This window comes from Gilvibacter sp. SZ-19 (genome assembly GCF_002163875.1).
In the GTDB taxonomy this organism is placed as follows: domain Bacteria; phylum Bacteroidota; class Bacteroidia; order Flavobacteriales; family Flavobacteriaceae; genus Gilvibacter.
Map to the genome: position 1 here is coordinate 2,216,693 of NZ_CP019333.1, position 17,530 is coordinate 2,234,222.

The window sequence follows — 17,530 nt, forward strand, 5'->3', positions numbered from 1 at the left end:
CTTTGCTGCGCAAAGTTCCTGACAAAGCTCCATAGTCTAAATGGAAAGCTCAAAACCTTATCGAACGAAGTTTTGAAAAAACCAAAGGTCTGGTAGACCTTTGAGTGAGATAGCCGCGAAAGCGGAAGGCAGAAATCAGGATTCTTTGCTTTCACCTGCGCTAAAGCTACGGTGAACAAAGACGCAAAGTTCCTGACAAAGCTCTCTCTTGAAAATAAGAAACCAACCCACGCCTTAAGCGTGGGTTTTGATTTTTCCGTTTATTCCAAAATTCAAGTAAACTTGATTTTTCCATAAACGAAAAAACCACACTCGGTTGAGTGTGGTTTCATGCTTGTGGTGACCTCGGCAGGATTCAAACCTGCAACCTCTTGAGCCGTAATCAAGTGCACTATTCAGTTATGCTACGAGGCCGTTGTTTACCTTTTTAGGCGGGTGCAAATATATTTCTTTTTAAATTTACGACAAAGCCAATTATTTAAAAAATTAATGGATCTCAATCAGTTTATTCGCATCGTGCCGGACTTCCCTAAACCCGGAATCAGTTTTAAAGACATAACTCCTTTATTGTTAGATCCTCAGGCGAGAGACTATTGCCTACAGCAACTGGTGGAGCCTTTAAAAGATTTACAGGCTACCAAAGTGGTTGGGGTAGAATCTCGAGGATTTTTCTTTGGGATGGCCATTGCGCAAGAGCTCGATCTCGGGTTTATCCCTGTGAGAAAGCCTGGAAAGTTACCCTATAAGACGGCTTCACAGATTTACGATCTGGAATACGGAACAGATACTATAGAGATCCACAGTGATGCTATTGTTCCCGGAGATCGCGTGATCATGCACGACGATGTCTTGGCTACAGGAGGTACTGCCGCAGCGGCCTGTACCTTGATAGAATCTCTAGGGGGAGAAGTAATGGCTTGTAGTTTTTTAATGGAGCTCAGCTTTCTCGATGGAGCAGCAAAACTCCAAGGCCATAAGTCATACAGTGTGCTGCGCTATTGATCTAAGGCCTTTTTGGTTACCCAAGCTCTGTAGCCTATAAGCGCCAATTGCCATTTTTTGGCTTTGGCCAGGTCCAAGCCTTTTTTGGTCATACTTGGTAGTATGGCTTTATTGATCTTGGCCAGTGTTTTGTATAAATTCGCCATGGCGTAAATATAAAAAAAGCCCCGAACTCGGGGCTTTTCTAGATTGGCAAATACGCTAGTATTCCAAATGAATATCGTCTATACCGTCTTCTTTCCCAGAAACTTGAGTTGACGATCTGCTGCCTTCGTTGTTGTCTAAAGTGATCTTGATCCCAGTGATCTCGCCTGCAGCATTGCGCTTTACTCGTTTGTAGCTAAAGCTAACACCTTCGGCAGCCAGTTCTTTTTTTATCTGGGCCAAGTCGGCATCGGTAGTGTATTTGGTAATGTACACATCAGAAACAACACTGCCGGTAACAGTAGCTGTTCTTCCGCGGTTGCCGGAACGCGCGTACCCTCTAGCGCGTGCATTACTTCTTCTGCTGCTGGCTAAAGCGCGTTGTTCTGCGGCTATCGCTCTTTCTTTGGCGCGTAAGGCGGCGATCTCTGCCTTCATCTCGGCTTTTTGAGCATCGGTCATAGCGACCATTTCTGCTTTCTTAGCTTCCTGTAAAAGACGCATTTCATCTCTTTTGGCTGCCATTTCGGCCTTACGGGCTTCCAGCTGATCGGCTCTAGCAAGTCTACGAGCGTCTGTAGCCTGTTTGCGCGCCTCAGAGGCGGCTCTACGGGCAACAGAGCGGGCATTGGCTACTTGCCCTCCGGAGTAACTCCTCATACTGCCATCTGCGCCAAAGACCAAAATGATATCGTCTATGGCTTTGTCGTCGTTATTTATCGCGTAATGACCACTACTGCCTTCGCGACTATAGCGCAGTTTTATGCTGCGAATTTGGTTGTCTGCGTTGTATTGGATGTCTTCGATAACCAATTCGATGTCATGGTTTTGTCGCAAATAAGCGATCTTCTCGTCGAGTTCTGCTTTACTCATACTGGCAGAGATCTTTACTTTTACATCATTGGTATATCCAGTAACAGTGGTTTGGCTTGTAGGCGCATTGTCCTCAAAACGAGCCTTGCCATGAACTACTATAAGTCCGGCTGGTCCTGTGTATCCATACTTTTTAAGGCCATCGTTAGGTCTAAGGATTTCAATATGTCCTGGTGTTTTGAGAGTTTTGCCTTCCGGAAAATCCTCGCGTTTCCATGGTTTTTCATTGATTATGTATAAGTAATCTGAAGTAGCGGTCTCGGATGTTTGTTCTGAGCCAGAATTTGGTCCGGGTTTAGCTGCTTCTTCATCTGATTTACCTGCTTCGGAAGGCACTGCGGATTTCAACTCTTGCGTTTCAAGGTCTATCTCAGGATTGAAATAGGTGATCCCGTTGAGGTCAATGACCATATAATCTTCCCGATCTTCTAAATGTTCTATAACAACAGCTGGCCCTTGTTTAAATGAAATAACTCTGGGGATCACGGCCTCGTCGGTGCGCTCATCTATGAGTTTGCCACCACTGGTACCCGAGCCGGGGAATAAAACTTCCATCTGGTAGGCGGTAAGTTGCTGGTCTATCCACTTTTCATTGCTGAATTCAATACTAACTTCCGGGTGATTTTCGGCAAAGAAGGTCTCTATGGTCTCTAGATCCGCAGCGGTGGAATTCTTGTCTATCAAGAACGAAGGTACAGCAGTCACACTGCTTACGGCTGGCTCCTTGTCTAAATAGGCAAATTCCGTATTCACATTAAAACTGTACATAAAGACCACCAGTAGTGGTAAGATCAATAATAGGCGCCACTTCTTGATTTTGCGGCTTTGGTTTGCATTTAACATAACTATTCGATTTTTGATGAATGATTGATAAAAGGAATTGCTAAGCGCCAAGTGCTGTGCTCCAGTAGAAGCCTTGACCAGGGCTAGCTGATAAGCGGTTTTAGAAGGAATTTCTCTAACTGTTAGCTGATCAGCTATATATTCCAAATTTTGTATGATCGATTTTTTATACCACCAAGCCAACGGATTCAACCAATGGATTATGGTCAGTGCGTTGCTCAGCAAAACGTCTAGGGAGTGCCAACCTTTGGCGTGAGCACGTTCGTGCTCTAAGATCATTGCTAACTCCTCGCAGGCGTGTAAATTTGGGTTGTAGACCAAATACTTAAAAAAGCTAAAAGGTTCCAAACGCTGTGTGGTCTCTATATAATAGAAGCCATTCTTTTTGGAGTAATTGCCTTTTTTAAGCACTCTTAATAAGCTCCAACTTTGGTAGCCGAATCGGATCAGTCCAACCAAACAACCCAATATATAAAGACAAACGGCCAACCATACCCAATCAAAGGGCGCAGCGGAAGTTGTAGTGTCGAGTGTTTCTATGGGTAGGGCAGTGCCAATTAATTCAAGTGCTGGTTCGGTCTGCGGAGCTGGCAAATAGACCGTCTTGGTGAATTCTACCAAAGGCAAGAGAAGTGCTGCCAGTATGCCGGATATTAAATATTGTCTGTTGGCGATAAACCAAGTATGTCTTCGTAAGGCAAACCAATAGACCAAATAGAACAGGCCTAAAATACTCGCCGACCGGATCAGATAGTAAAACAGTTCCATTAGTCTTCTTTTTTGTTCTCTATAATGGCGAGGATCTCTTTGAGTTCTTTGGCGCTGATTTTCTCTTGTTTGGCAAAAAAGCTGACCATGTTCTTGTAGCTGCTGTCAAAATAGCGCTCGCTGGCCAAACTCATAAAGGTGTCGGTGTATGCTTCCTTACTTACTAAGGGAAAATATTGATGGGTCTTTCCAAAGGCTTCGTGCCCGATAAAACCTTTTTCTTCCAGATTGCGCACTATGGTCGATACCGTATTGTAATGATTGTTGTGGTCTAGCTCGGCCAAGATCTCCTTGACAAAAGCTTTTTTAAGTTTCCACAGCGCTTGCATGATCGCTTCTTCTTTATTGGTAAGTCTTTCCATAATACGACGCTTGAATTGATTTATCCAAAGCTATAACTATTTTTCTAGTTATACAACTACAATTATAGTTAATTATTGTTTAAAGCAGAAAAAATTCCCTGTTTTTGGTCATTGTTCGTCCCTTAATATTGTAGTATCTTCGCTTCAATCTATTGCGTCTATGTTTTTAAATGCATTGTTTATCCTAGTAGGGTTTACGCTGTTAGTGGTGGGTGGTGAGTACTTAGTACGCTCTTCTGTTGCCCTTTCCTTTAAACTCAAGCTTTCCAAAATGGTCATTGGGCTCACCGTGGTGAGTTTTGCAACTTCTGCACCCGAACTCTTGGTTAGCCTCCAAGCAGCCTTGGACGGCTATTCTGATATTGCATTGGGCAATGTGATAGGATCCAACATTGCGAACATTGCATTGGTTCTAGGGGTTACTGCTGTGATCATGCCCCTGGCCATAGACAAGGACTTTTACAAATTCAATTGGCCGGTAATGATGCTGCTTAGTGGAGCGCTGTACTTGTTCCTGCTCAATGATAAGGTCATTTCTTTTTACGAGGGGCTGATCTTGGTAATATCCTTGGTGGCTTATCTCTATCTTTTGATCCGTCGCGCGCGATTGCGAGCAAAGAGTGAAGGAGAGGAGAGTGTTAATGGGGCCTTAGCAAAAACATCCGGAGCCAAAATAATCATCTGGCTGGTCATTGGTGGTATTGCCCTTTGGGGAGGAAGTGAGTTATTGGTCAAAGGAGCTGTGAATATAGCCGAAGCAGTAGGCATAAGTGAAAGGGTAATTGCCGTGACCATGATCGCTATTGGGACTTCGGTGCCAGAATTGGCGGCCTCCGTTATAGCAGCGCTCAAAAAAGAAAAGGCCATCTCCTTGGGGAACCTCATTGGTTCCAATATTTTTAATATTGCCTCTGTGCTAGGGTTAACAGCACTTATTCAGCCGATTACTTTAAACGACCCTAAGGTGCTTACTGCAGATATCATCTGGATGCTGTCCTTTGCGTTCGTCCTTATCCCGCTGGCTTTTATACCCAAACGTTTTACCCTTGGCCGTTACAAAGGATTGCTATTGGTTATCGGCTATGCAGTCTTTATCGCTATGGCCTTTATATAAAAAAAGCACCTGTTCAAACAGGCGCTTTCTTTAACGTATATGTGCTAATCTTAGGATTAGATATTTGCGGACTTAACAGTTTTGATGATTCTTCCTGCGATCTTATACGGATCTCCGTTAGATGCCGGACGACGATCTTCTAGCCATCCTTTCCATCCTTTCTCTACAGTAATAATAGGAATACGGATAGAAGCTCCACGGTCAGAAATACCATAGCTAAAGTCTTTGATAGATGCAGTTTCGTGCAATCCTGTCAAACGCTGATCGTTGAATTCACCGTAAACTTCGATGTGTTCTTTAGTTACTGGTCGGAAAGCTTCACAGATCTTCTCGTATACCTCTTGCGATCCACAAGTACGCAAGGTAGTGTTAGAGAAGTTCGCGTGCATACCAGATCCGTTCCAGTCACCTTTTACAGGTTTTGGGTGGTATTCAATATAGTAGTCGTATTGTTCTGTAAGACGATCTAATAGGTAACGCGCTACCCAGATCTCATCTCCAGCTTTCTTTGCTCCTTTAGCGAACAATTGGAATTCCCACTGTCCGGAAGCAACCTCTTGGTTGATACCTTCAAAGTTCAATCCAGCGTCGATACACAAATTTGCATGCTCTTCAACGAAATCACGTCCGTGGGTGTTCTTTCCACCTACAGAGCAGTAATACATTCCTTGAGGTCCAGGGTATCCGCCAATTGGGAAACCTAGGGGAAGCTGGGTGTGCTTGTCCATAATGAAGTACTCCTGCTCAAATCCAAACCAGAAGTCGTTATCGTCATCATCAATGGTGGCACGTGCGTTGGACTCGTGTGGAGTTCCATCAGCATTCAATACCTCTGTCATAACCAAGTACCCATCTCTACGTGCAGGGTCTGGATAAATAGCTACGGGTTTTAACAAACAGTCAGATGAGTTACCCTCCGCTTGCTTGGTAGAAGAGCCGTCAAAAGACCAGATAGGACAATCTTCCAATTTTCCACTGAAATCATCAACCACTTTGGTCTTGCTTCGCATGTTTTGGGTGGGGTAGTAACCGTCCAACCAAATGTACTCTAGTTTAGATTTACTCATAATATATATACTTCAATATTAAATGAACGCTGCAAAAGTAATATTCTTTAATGAACCACTAAAGAAATAGGGGGTAAGTTTTCAACAAAATCAAATATTTTGTTGATACCCCCATAAAAATAGGGGGTCAAATTTTAGAATCTATAATTTTGTGTCCTTTAAATTGTATTTTTGCCAAAAATCGGACTTATGGCACAAATTCGTTTTAATGCACTGCAAACCGCTTTACAGCGTGATATAAAAAAGGTTGAAGAAGCCGGAAGACGTTCAGAGCTTTTTGGAAAACACGTATTTAACGATGCTGCAATGCGGCAGTATCTTACTTCGGATGCCTACCAAACCATTCAGGCAGCCATAGAGAAGGGCGATCAGATAGACAGACAGACCGCAGGGCATATCGCCGCAGGTATGAAAGAATGGGCTATCTCTAAAGGTGCTACGCACTATACGCATTGGTTTCAGCCGCTAACAGGCTCCACAGCAGAAAAGCACGATGCCTTCTTTGAAACCCAGTCCGACGGAACCGTTATAGAAAAATTGGGCGCCGGTCAATTGGTACAGCAAGAGCCCGACGCCAGTAGTTTTCCTCACGGAGGCATTAGAAATACCTTTGAGGCTCGAGGCTATACAGCTTGGGACCCTACTTCTCCAGCCTTCGTTTATGGCACTACTTTATGTGTGCCTACAGTATTTGTTTCGTATACGGGAGAGGCCTTGGATTACAAAACTCCTTTATTAAGAGCTTTACAAGCCGTTGATGGAGCTGCTACTGCTGTTGCGCGCTATTTCGACAAGAACGTAAGCAAGGTCAATGCGACTTTGGGTTGGGAGCAAGAGTATTTCTTAATTGATGCTGCCTTAGCAGCTGCTCGCCCAGATATCATGTTAGCGGGTCGTACACTTTTGGGCCATGCGTCGGCCAAAGGCCAGCAGTTAGATGATCATTACTTCGGATCGATTCCATCTCGCGCATTGAACTTTATGCGAGAATTGGAACACGAATGTATGCTGCTCGGTGTTCCCGTGAAAACGAGACACAATGAGGTTGCGCCGAATCAGTTCGAATTAGCTCCAATTTTTGAAGAAGCCAATTTAGCTGTCGATCACAACTCCTTATTAATGGATGTGATGGACAAGGTGGCTAAGCGTCATCATTTCAAAGTGCTATTTCACGAGAAGCCCTTTGCAGGCATAAACGGATCGGGCAAGCATAACAACTGGTCTTTGCAAACCAATACGGGGATCAATTTACTGAGTCCGGGAAGTACTCCGATGAAAAATCTGCAGTTTTTGACCTTCTTTATCAATACCATCAAAGCGGTCAATACTCACGAAGCGCTTTTACGTGCTTCTATAGCCAGTGCGGGTAACGATCATCGTTTGGGTGCCAATGAGGCTCCTCCTGCTATAATTTCTGTATTTATCGGTTCGCAACTCACCGCAGTTTTAGATGAATTAGAAAAGGTGACCAGCGGGAAATTATCTCCGCAGGAAAAAACAGAGCTCAAACTCAATGTGGTTGGTAAGATCCCGGAGATCTTACTGGACAATACAGACAGAAACAGAACATCTCCTTTTGCCTTTACCGGAAATAAATTCGAGTTCCGCGCAGTTGGAAGCAGCGCTAATTGTGCCAACTCCATGACAGTGCTTAATGCTATAGTGGCCAAGCAACTGCAAGAATTCAAAGAAGAGGTGGATGCCTTGATCGATAAAAAGGGCATGAAAAAGGACGATGCCATTTTTAATGTGCTTAGAGAATATATTAAGGACTCTAAGCGCATTCGTTTCGAGGGAGACGGTTATGGAGCTGCCTGGGAAAAGGAGGCGGCCAAGCGAAAACTGTCCAATGCCAAGAACACGCCAGAAGCCTTGAAGGCAAAGATCAGCAAAGAAAGCATAGCCTTATTCGAATCCTTGGGAATCTTGAGCAAGACCGAAGTAGAAGCCCGCTATGAGATCGAGGTAGAAGAATATGCACTGCGTATTCAGATAGAATCACGAGTGCTTGGCGATATTGCCAGAAACCATGTCGTCCCTACTGCTATACGTTATCAAAATATACTGTTAGAGAATATAGCCGGCCTTCAAGCGGTGTACGGGAAAACCACAACAGACTTTACAGAAGAACCAATGCAGTTGTTGGAGCAGATTTCGAGTCATATTCGCGATATCAATAAAGGAGTGGCCCAGATGATCCTGGAGCGAAAACAAGCGAATGTTTTGTCGGCAAGTGAGCGAGCAGAAGCGTATTGTTCAAAGGTACTGCCTCATATTCAGGATATTAGACGCAGTTGTGACAAGTTAGAGCTTCTTGTGGATGATCAGTTGTGGCCGCTTACAAAGTATCGCGAACTTTTATTTACTAATTAAGTAGGTGTTTCTACGTAGTTCTACGGGTGTTCCGAAATCGTTTTCGTTCGATTTTTTGATTTAACAAAATATTAACATATAGTATCTCCGATTTATTTGTGTCCTTTGCCGAAGAAATCGGGTATGATGTCGGCATATTTTTCCTACTTTGTAAGACTTGTACTACAATTTAAACCTTTGGAAAAATCAACAGGAAATATCCCTTTTTTAGCCCGTGGAATTTTTCCGATATTTATTCCGCAAGAGATTGCTATATCCCCTCAGAAGCAGCTAAAGTAAGACGCGAAGTCATCTGCTGCAATTTTCAAAACAAACCCAATTTACACCTTAATACTGTGTAGTATTAATGTGTAAATACTTAAAAAACAGTTATTTAAAAATTCACATCAAGTGAAGCAGGGATTCGTGTGCCTTGACCAAACCACGCGATAGCTTTACTGCGAGTGAAAACATGAAAGAGTAAACTAATTCCTAATCCTTATACTTAAATCAAACAATTATGAAAAAAGTAGTTTTATGCGCAGCAGCTCTATTATTCGGAACTGTGGGTTTTGCCCAAATGAATGATAGTGATGTATTCCAGGACGGTAATGGCAACGCCTCATCCGTATTACAATCTGGATTGATGAACGTCTCTGACGTTGACCAAATTGGTGACAACAACGACTCTGAAGTAGAGCAGTTCGGAACCACCAACGACTCTGATGTAGATCAAATTGGTAACAACAACCAATTCTACACTACACAAGACGGTACGAGCAACACCTCTGTTACTTATCAAGAAGGTAACGGAAACCAAGGTGGTGGTACCGGACTTATCTGGGGTACTTACCAATCAGGTAGCGACAACCTTGCTTACACTACATCTTTAGGTGATGGTAACAACGCCGGTACGCGTCAAGCGGGTGCTGACAACGTTTCTGATATCTATCAATTTGGTGTAGGTAACGTAGCTAACGGAGGTCTTTGGGGTGTGTACCAAACTGGTAACGAGAACGATGCCGATGTTGATCAGCTTGGAAACAACAACGTTGTGGACAACTTGAGACAAGACGGTCTTCAGAACCAGTTCAAGATCACACAAACTGGAGACTCTAACACCGCTTCTTCTTTCCAACAAGGAGAGCGCAACCTAGGTGGTGGTGGAAGCCTTATTTGGGGTATCAACCAAGAAGGTAACAACAACACAGCTACCAACTCTTCTATCGGAAACGACAACAACTCTGGTACTGGACAGTACGGAGACATGAACGTTTCTGCTATCGAGCAAGTAGGTGATATGAACGACGCTAACGGTGGATTCTTCGGAAACTATCAAGTAGGTGACATGAACAGTGCTTATATAGGACAGTTCGGTGACTTGAACGACGCTCAGAACACTTCTATCGGTAACGAGAACATCGCTAACGCGACTCAAGACGGGGATGAGAACATCTCTACTGCTAACCAAACTGGAGACTTGAACGAGTCTTATGTTGCACAAGATGGTTTCAACAACATGTCAGATGTTGACCAAATTGGTAACTCTAACCTAAGCAACGTTTCTCAGAACGGAACTCAGCACATGTCTGTAGTTCTTCAGACTGGAAACGGAAACAGCAGTACAGTTACTCAGAACGACTAATCTCAATTGATATTTAATTGATCTGCTCCACTGCCCTGTGTTTAACAGGGCGGTGGTCTAGATCAAAAATCAAAGCGATAAGCAGGCAACTGCTTTTCCCCACAACCTTACAATTTTTATGAAAAATTTATTAAGTGCATTCGCAATATTGTTCTCTGTAGCAGCTTTTGCTCAATCCAATAGCAGTGTAGTTACCCAAACCGGTAGCGGAAACGGTTCTGCCGTTAATCAAACCGGATTTATGAATAACTCTACTGTAGATCAAGTTGGAGATGACAATACCTCTGCGGTTGATCAGACCGGTAGCATGAACCAAAACGATACGGATCAGCTTGGAAATAACAACGATTCTGATGTAGATCAGATCGGTGATTCCAACCAGGCCAATACCTATCAAGGTTTCGGTGCCGGTGCTTCTATCAACGATGATAACGATTCAAACATCTATCAGGAAGGGTCTTCGAACACTGCAAACGTCAATCAATTTGGCGATGCAGACGGAGCCGGTTCAGATGGAAACTTTGCTTGGATCAGACAAGAAGGCAATGACAATAGTTCGGACATTACCCAAGAAGGAGACGTCAATGACGGCAGAAACCGTCAAATTGGAGACAACAACGACTCCGACATTCTTCAACAAGGGGATTTCAACTATGCCGGAAGTGATCAGCAAGGTAATGGCAACGACAACGATCAGACCCAAGTTGGTGACGACAATACTGCAGAAAACGAACAGTTTGGAGATAGTAATACAAATCAAATGACCCAAACTGGAAACATGAACTACGCTGGCGCTGGTCAGTATGGTAACGGAAACATTAGTGTTATCACCCAAACCGGTGATAATAATGGAGCCTTGACCATCCAAGACGGTGATTCCAATGGTAGTCTTGTTTCACAGACCGGAGATGATAACGTTTCTATAGTTTACCAAATAGGTACTGCCAACGGTTCACTCGTTAACCAAATCGGTGACGACAACGAATCTTATGTTGAGCAGTTAGGCAACAACAATACTTCTGGTGTTGCTCAACTTGGTGACGAGAACTACTCATCTGTAGCTCAAGACGGTTTACTTAACAACAGTAGTGTATTTCAAGATGGAGACCGAAACGAAAGTATCGTTCAGCAAATTGGAATGGGCAACTTTAGCGATGTGAAGCAATTCGGCGACGATAACTTCAGTGATGTATACCAAGAAGGTAACACCAATGTTTCTGGTGTTATTCAAACAGGTGACCTCAATGAGAGCGTTGTAAGCCAAATTGGTAACAGCAACTCTAGTACTGTGCTTCAGACTGGATTCAACCACATGAGTGTAGTGAATCAAGTTGGAAACGGAAACAGTTCAACTGTTGTTCAGAGCGATCTGTAGCAAAAAGACCGAGTCCTTAGTTGGATAAGGACCTAATAATATTGGGCGTGCCTCTTGATAGGCACGCCCATTATATCGTTAATTAAAGACCTAATTTAACGTTAGAGATGAAAAGAAAAATCAACTTACTAATTGTACTTATCCTGACTGTATTTGGAGGGATGCAAGCACAGACCTATACGGACGATGAGGTCAGTGATCAGCAGCAACAAGTACTCTTACAGAATCAACGCAATACTCCTGAAGCAAGGGCGACCAACTCCAACGATAACAATGTTTTTATCGATCAGCTTGGAGCCAATAACAGTTTGCAGATCAATACCACGGCAGATAACAGCAGCTTTGTCATTGCTCAGGTGGGAGACAATAACATTATCGACCTACAGTTGCGCGTAGACCTGGTGAATCAACAGATCCAACAACGTGGTAATAATCATTTAGTCAGTGATTTTAGTACCAATACGCGCTTACACAATCTGACCATTGTACAAGACGGAGCAAATCAAAATTTTGTTTTTCACGGAGGCAACAGCATTTCTGAAGATATGAAGATCACCATGCAAGGACAGAATCAATCTATAATTGTGCGCAGCTTCAACTAAAACATGCGATCTGAGGGGAATTTGCGCTGGAGCGTGCTATTGATTTTACTGCTTATGGGCTATACGGCTCAAGGGCAGATCTACAATAAAGATGTGGCTGCCAAGTTGGATGTCGAGTTCAATGATGAGTTCATCAATATCATAGCCTCTGGTCTAAATAAGACCTCCATAGACAAATCCCTTAGATATGTAATTACCGCCTTTGTCCTTTTAGAGGACGGTACGACCGTCAAAGAAGACAAGGAAGAACGATTTGTTTTGCCAGCAGCGGAGAAAAAAGTATTGAATAGCCTCACCTTACCTAGAAGAGACCTACGCAGAAAGATCATTCTGCTTCTCATTTACGACGAAAACGATAAGATAATCGGAAAAGACAGAGTAGTGTTCTACGGAGATGACAAGAAAGATCCTGATCTTTTCTCCTTTGAGCAGGACCCAAATAAGAATCAGCAAGAAGCCATGGACGAACCCGACGGAATAGTGCTGCGTGGCCTTGTAATTGAGAACACCAAGACCAAACCTGCTCGCGACTTTTATCGCGAATACTATGCAAACTATTTGGCCAAGAAGGTTAATTCTGAGTTTATCATAACCATAGACGAACTATTAGCACTGGGCACAAACACTAAGGTAGAAGTAAAGGTCGGTGATGCTTTAGTTTGGCAATTCTTTGTAAACCCCAGAAGCGACTATATATCTGACATGGCAGATATTGCATTGAACCGCACCATTCGCTATTTGCAGCAGCAAAAACGCGATCAAAATACGATCAGAAAATACTAACTAACACAATGAGAATACTACTAACCTTTATTTTATTCGGACTCGCACAGATCAGTTTTGGTCAGGAGCTTGTTTATCGTCCTATTAATCCGGCATTTGGCGGAGACACGTTCAATTACAACTGGCTGCTGAACTCGGCCAATGCGCAGAACGGTTTTAATGAAAGCTTTGGCCGCGAAGATCTTTCCACCCTTGACAGCTTTGCAGAGAGTCTAAACCGACAGATTTTAGGACAGCTCACGCGCGGTCTTTTTTCTGCCCAATTGGGCGATGGTCTTGAGGCTGGAACTTACAGTTTCGGAACTCTTGCTTTAGAGATATTTGATTCTGCAGAAGGTCTGGTAGTCAATATACTCGACACCTCCACAGGAGAACAAACCCAAATAATCATTCCCAACTAGCAAACAATACAATGAGAAAGCTTATGTACAGGATATCTATCCTCGCTATGCTTGTGCTTTTTAACAGCTGTGGCGCCCTGTTCAATCAGCCTGTCGATGTGCAAAATGCGCGTCTTGGTGAGCTGTCAGATCAGACCACTGTGCTAAAACAATTACCACTGCCTAACGAACCAATAGTTGTTGGTGTATACAACTTCAAGGATCAGACTGGTCAGTACAAAGCTGTTGAAAACGGAAGCACCTTTAGTACCGCCGTTACCCAAGGCGCTACAACCATTCTAATAAAAGCGCTTGAAGATTCGCAATGGTTCAATCCTATTGAGCGAGAAAATTTGAGCAACTTGCTCAACGAGCGCAATATTATCCGATCCACTCGCGACGATTTTAGAAAGGCCAATCCTGATGCCAATATCCCCAGACTCAAGCCTTTGCTCTTTGCGGGCATACTCTTAGAAGGAGGTGTGATCTCTTACGATACTAACATACTTACTGGTGGGGCCGGGGCGCGTTATTTTGGAGCCGGAGGATCTACCCGTTACAGACAAGACCGTATCACCGTTTACTTGCGCGCAGTTTCTACGAGCAATGGGGCCATTTTAAAAACCGTATATGTGTCCAAAACCATTTTGTCCCAAGCCGTAGACGTAAGTCTGTTCCGTTATGTGAACTTCCAGCGTCTTTTAGAAGTGGAGACTGGTTTTACTAAGAACGAGCCTACCCAATTGGCCGTGTCAGAAGCTATTGAAAAAGCGGTGGAGGCCTTAATTATTGAAGGGATCATGGACGGACTTTGGCAGTCTAAAGAAGGTGAGGAGATCGATCAAAAACTAATTGACGACTATTTGCTAGAAAAGGAGCTCGAAGCTTCCACCGGTCTTTACGAACGTGAATTGGCTGAGCGTAGCGAAAAGAAACACGTGCTCAGCCTAAATTTAGGGGGAACCTATATCAATGGTGATTTCTCTTCGAGCGACGTGGATGCTAACGCAGGTCTTGGCTACCAATACAAACTCTCTGATGCTTTCCGAGTAGGGGTAGAAGGGAGTATTTTACGATTGAATGCCAACAAGGCCATTTCCAGACGTTATTGGTGGCTAACAGCCGATGCCAATCTGCAATATCGCTTACTGCCTTACGATAAATTCTCACCAATTTTCTACGGAGGAGGAGGCTATATGAGCTTTGTAGACAATACCGAGGCCAAGTTTCTGCAAGATTGGGAAGGTTTCTTTAAAGTACAAGGCGGAGCAGGATTTGAATATATGGTGAACCCGAACTTTTCCATACTCGCTCGAGCTGGCTATCACGTCAGCTTTACAGATAAATTAGATGACGAGATCTTCGGTTCAAGAGACGATCACTATTTGACCTTTGGAATAGGTCTGAATTACCACTTTGGTGGTGGTACAACCAAACAAACAACAAACTAAACGCGACCCATGAAATCCCAACTTATATATAAATGCTTAGTTTTTGCAGTCTTTGTAGTTCTCAGTGCGTGCAGTGAGGATAAAATAGAAGACGGCGTTACAGGAACGCTCACAGGCTTGGTAGTTTCAAGTGGAGATAATGCTCCTTTAGCTAATGTAAAGATCTCTACGCAGCCTATAACCAGTACCGTGTTCACTGATAATGCAGGACTATTTGAAATTACCAATGTGCCTGTAGGCGATTATGCCGTGCAAGCAGAGCTTGATGGTTTTGTGGTAGAGTTTGAGGCAGCAGTTATTGCTGCCGATAGAGAATCTAACGTCATCTTTGAACTCAGCAGAGAAGTACTGGACAATAACTCTCCCAATACTCCTGTGGCCATAAGTCCGGCCAATAATGCTACAGATCTGCCCTTGAGTTTAGAATTCGTTTGGTCGGGTGGAGATCCGGACGAAGATGATACCGTGACCTATACCATCAGCCTACAAAACGATCAGAACGACGAGGTCTTAGAATTGCAAACTGTTTCAGACACTACGCTCACAGTGAATAGTGGCCTTATGTTCTCCACACAATATTTCTGGCAGATCAGCGCAGACGATGGTGTCAACCCTCCGGTATTGAGCGCGATAAACAGTTTTGAAACCACAGCTATTCCTAATGCTGAGTATCTCTTTGTTAGAAAAGTAGGTTCAAACAATGTGATCTACGGAGCCGATCTGGACGGAAACCTCATTCAATTGACCTCCGAGGCTACCAACAGCTGGAGACCTCGAAAGAACAGCGCTATTGGAAAAATCGCCTATTTGCAAAGTGTAGGTGGCCAGACGCAATTATTTATCATGGATGAGGATGGCGGTAATAAACAACAGCTCACCTTTGCAGTTCCGGTAAGTGGATTTGACTTGAACGAAGTTGATTTTGCTTGGGAACCTAATGGAGCCAGTATCCTTTTCCCAACATTGAGTGGGGTTAGGCAGATAAGTACAACGGCAACCACTGGAGTAACAACTTCTTTTTATGAACCTGCTGCAGGCTTATTAGTGACCGAAATTGCTTGGAGTGAATTTAACGACATCATTGCCTTAAAGCTAAACGATATAGAGGGTTATAATGTTTCTATAATTACTGTGGATATAGACGGAAATTTACTGGATACTGTTTTTGATGGACAACCAGGGGCTGCAGGAGGACTAGACTTGAATATAGACGGTTCCAAAGTGCTGTATTGGTATGACATTTCCGGATTTGAATTGCCTTCTTATTTGCCTCAGGATGCGCGATTATTTCTTTACGATAGAGTCTCTTCGAGTACGACAACCATAGATACGGCGGTACCCACCGGAAGAAATAATTTCGATCCGCGATTCGGACCAAATGAGAATGATATTTACTACACCGACAAACCAAGAGCCGCTACAGCTACTCCTAGTGTCTTTTTTCATGACCTCGGAGGAGCTCCTGGTAATGCAGAACAATTACTGACCAATGCGGCTATGATCGATTACGAGCAATAAGAGCATAACTAGGCTTTAGTAATTATAGCAATTGTGGTATTTTTGCGCTTAAAGTCAACCACAATATGAGTAAGGAGGTTTCTAAACGTTATGCCGGGCGCGGAGTATCTGCGGCCAAAGAGGACGTTCACAATGCTATCAAGAATATCGACAAGGGTTTGTTCCCTAAGGCATTCTGTAAGATTGTCCCTGATTACTTAACAGGAAGCCAAGATCATTGTTTGGTAATGCATGCCGATGGTGCAGGAACCAAATCTTCTCTGGCTTATATGTATTGGAAGGAGACTGGAGATCTATCGGTTTGGAAGGGGATCGCTCAAGATGCCTTGGTGATGAATCTGGATGACCTTCTCTGTGTCGGTGCGACTTCTGGTATTACGCTGAGTTCTACAATCGGAAGAAATAAGAATTTAATTCCCGGTGAGGTCATAGCAGCGATAATCAATGGAACCGAAGAACTGGTTAAAGAGATGGCGGATTTTGGCGTTGACATTTATCCAACCGGAGGCGAAACAGCCGATGTTGGGGATCTGGTACGAACCATCATTGTCGACTCTACCGTTACCGCTCGCATGCGACGTGATGAGGTGATAGACAACGGCAATATTAAGGCCGGCGATGTGATCGTTGGTTTGGCTTCTTACGGTCAAGCTACTTACGAAACCGAGTACAATGGCGGTATGGGAAGCAACGGCTTAACTTCTGCAAGACACGATGTTTTTGGTAAAGAGCTAGCAACGAAATATCCAGAGAGTTTTGACCCAGCGGTGCCTGAAGAACTCGTTTATTCGGGGGCTAAAAAATTGACAGATAAGGTTACCGACAGTCCTTTAGACGCAGGTAAACTTGTGCTATCGCCAACGCGAACTTACGCCCCGATAATCAAAAAGATATTAGAAACTGTAGACAGACAACATATTCACGGAATGGTACATTGCAGTGGAGGTGCACAGACCAAGATCTTACACTTTGTAGATCGGTTCCACATTGTTAAGGATAATATGTTCGAAGTACCACCACTATTTAACCTCATTCAAGAGCAAAGCGGTACGGACTGGAAAGAGATGTATCAGGTTTTCAATATGGGGCATCGTATGGAGCTTTATGTTCCTCAGGCTGTTGCCGATCAAATCATCGCTATTTCTGAATCCTTCGGAGTAGCTGCTCAGATAGTAGGTAGGGTCGAAGATGCGGCAGAAAAGTCATTGACCATCCGCAGCCAACAAGGAGAATTCCACTATCATTAATTGT

Annotated in this window: 15 protein-coding genes and 1 tRNA gene; 11 read left to right on the forward strand and 5 right to left on the reverse strand. The window is 43.7% G+C overall.

Annotation, left to right across the window (positions count from 1 at the left end; all coding sequences use genetic code 11):
• Window positions 1–337 precede the first annotated feature (337 nt).
• A tRNA-Arg gene (locus tag BTO09_RS10340) sits at window positions 338–414 on the reverse strand.
• A 75-nt stretch (window positions 415–489) separates the two neighbouring features.
• On the opposite strand from BTO09_RS10340, the gene BTO09_RS10345 reads away from it, so the two are divergent.
• Window positions 490–1,002, forward strand: a complete 513-nt coding sequence (locus BTO09_RS10345) for an adenine phosphoribosyltransferase (protein WP_087524703.1) — start codon at window positions 490–492, stop codon at window positions 1,000–1,002.
• Here BTO09_RS10345 and BTO09_RS10350 read toward each other — a convergent pair.
• From BTO09_RS10350 to BTO09_RS10360, 3 genes are read right to left on the reverse strand one after another with little or no spacing between them, the layout of a single operon-like run.
• Window positions 996–1,148 carry an SsrA-binding protein gene (locus tag BTO09_RS10350; RefSeq protein ID WP_087524704.1) on the reverse strand — a complete coding sequence of 51 codons (153 nt, stop codon included), beginning with the start codon at window positions 1,146–1,148 and terminating at the stop codon, window positions 996–998. The two genes, BTO09_RS10345 and BTO09_RS10350, sit on opposite strands and share 7 nt — an antisense overlap.
• Before the next feature lie 55 nt (window positions 1,149–1,203).
• A complete protein-coding gene (locus tag BTO09_RS10355; protein ID WP_087524705.1) occupies window positions 1,204–3,630 on the reverse strand; it encodes a M56 family metallopeptidase in 2,427 nt (808 codons plus the stop codon).
• Window positions 3,630–3,992, reverse strand: a complete 363-nt coding sequence (locus tag BTO09_RS10360) for a BlaI/MecI/CopY family transcriptional regulator (protein ID WP_087524706.1) — start codon at window positions 3,990–3,992, stop codon at window positions 3,630–3,632. The genes BTO09_RS10355 and BTO09_RS10360 overlap by 1 nt, the downstream gene beginning before the upstream one ends.
• Before the next feature lie 160 nt (window positions 3,993–4,152).
• Between BTO09_RS10360 and BTO09_RS10365 the strand changes: the two genes are divergently transcribed.
• Window positions 4,153–5,106, forward strand: a complete 954-nt coding sequence (locus BTO09_RS10365) for a calcium/sodium antiporter (protein WP_087524707.1) — start codon at window positions 4,153–4,155, stop codon at window positions 5,104–5,106.
• 56 nt (window positions 5,107–5,162) lie between these two features.
• Here the strand turns inward: BTO09_RS10365 and BTO09_RS10370 are convergent, their stop codons facing one another.
• Complete coding sequence (locus BTO09_RS10370) at window positions 5,163–6,173, reverse strand: glutamine synthetase beta-grasp domain-containing protein (protein WP_087524708.1); 1,011 nt, start codon at window positions 6,171–6,173, stop codon at window positions 5,163–5,165.
• A 189-nt stretch (window positions 6,174–6,362) separates the two neighbouring features.
• Here BTO09_RS10370 and BTO09_RS10375 point away from each other — a divergent pair, with 189 nt between their 5' ends.
• The 9 genes from BTO09_RS10375 to BTO09_RS10415 all read left to right on the forward strand — a co-directional run bounded on the left by BTO09_RS10375 (window position 6,363) and on the right by BTO09_RS10415 (window position 17,526).
• Entirely contained in the window at window positions 6,363–8,546 is a 2,184-nt protein-coding gene (locus BTO09_RS10375; protein ID WP_087524709.1) for a glutamine synthetase III, read from the forward strand.
• 499 nt (window positions 8,547–9,045) lie between these two features.
• Window positions 9,046–10,170, forward strand: a complete 1,125-nt coding sequence (locus BTO09_RS10380) for a hypothetical protein (protein WP_087524710.1) — start codon at window positions 9,046–9,048, stop codon at window positions 10,168–10,170.
• A gap of 118 nt (window positions 10,171–10,288) precedes the next feature.
• On the forward strand, window positions 10,289–11,545 hold the full coding sequence (locus BTO09_RS10385; RefSeq protein ID WP_087524711.1) for a hypothetical protein: 1,257 nt from the start codon (window positions 10,289–10,291) through the stop codon (window positions 11,543–11,545).
• 107 nt (window positions 11,546–11,652) lie between these two features.
• Complete coding sequence (locus tag BTO09_RS10390) at window positions 11,653–12,147, forward strand: hypothetical protein (RefSeq protein WP_087524712.1); 495 nt, start codon at window positions 11,653–11,655, stop codon at window positions 12,145–12,147.
• Window positions 12,148–12,150: 3 nt separating this feature from the next.
• On the forward strand, window positions 12,151–12,930 hold the full coding sequence (locus tag BTO09_RS10395; protein WP_087524713.1) for a CsgE family curli-type amyloid fiber assembly protein: 780 nt from the start codon (window positions 12,151–12,153) through the stop codon (window positions 12,928–12,930).
• An 8-nt stretch (window positions 12,931–12,938) separates the two neighbouring features.
• On the forward strand, window positions 12,939–13,331 hold the full coding sequence (locus BTO09_RS10400; RefSeq protein ID WP_087524714.1) for a curli production assembly/transport component CsgF: 393 nt from the start codon (window positions 12,939–12,941) through the stop codon (window positions 13,329–13,331).
• Window positions 13,332–13,342: 11 nt separating this feature from the next.
• Window positions 13,343–14,761: a CsgG/HfaB family protein gene (locus BTO09_RS10405; RefSeq protein WP_087524715.1), complete on the forward strand. Its 1,419-nt coding sequence runs from the start codon at window positions 13,343–13,345 to the stop codon at window positions 14,759–14,761.
• Between the two features lie 9 nt (window positions 14,762–14,770).
• Window positions 14,771–16,279, forward strand: a complete 1,509-nt coding sequence (locus BTO09_RS10410) for a carboxypeptidase-like regulatory domain-containing protein (protein WP_087524716.1) — start codon at window positions 14,771–14,773, stop codon at window positions 16,277–16,279.
• A 65-nt stretch (window positions 16,280–16,344) separates the two neighbouring features.
• Window positions 16,345–17,526 (forward strand): AIR synthase related protein, encoded by a 1,182-nt coding sequence (locus tag BTO09_RS10415; protein WP_087524717.1) that lies wholly within the window; start codon window positions 16,345–16,347, stop codon window positions 17,524–17,526.
• The last annotated feature ends 4 nt before the right edge of the window (window positions 17,527–17,530 follow it).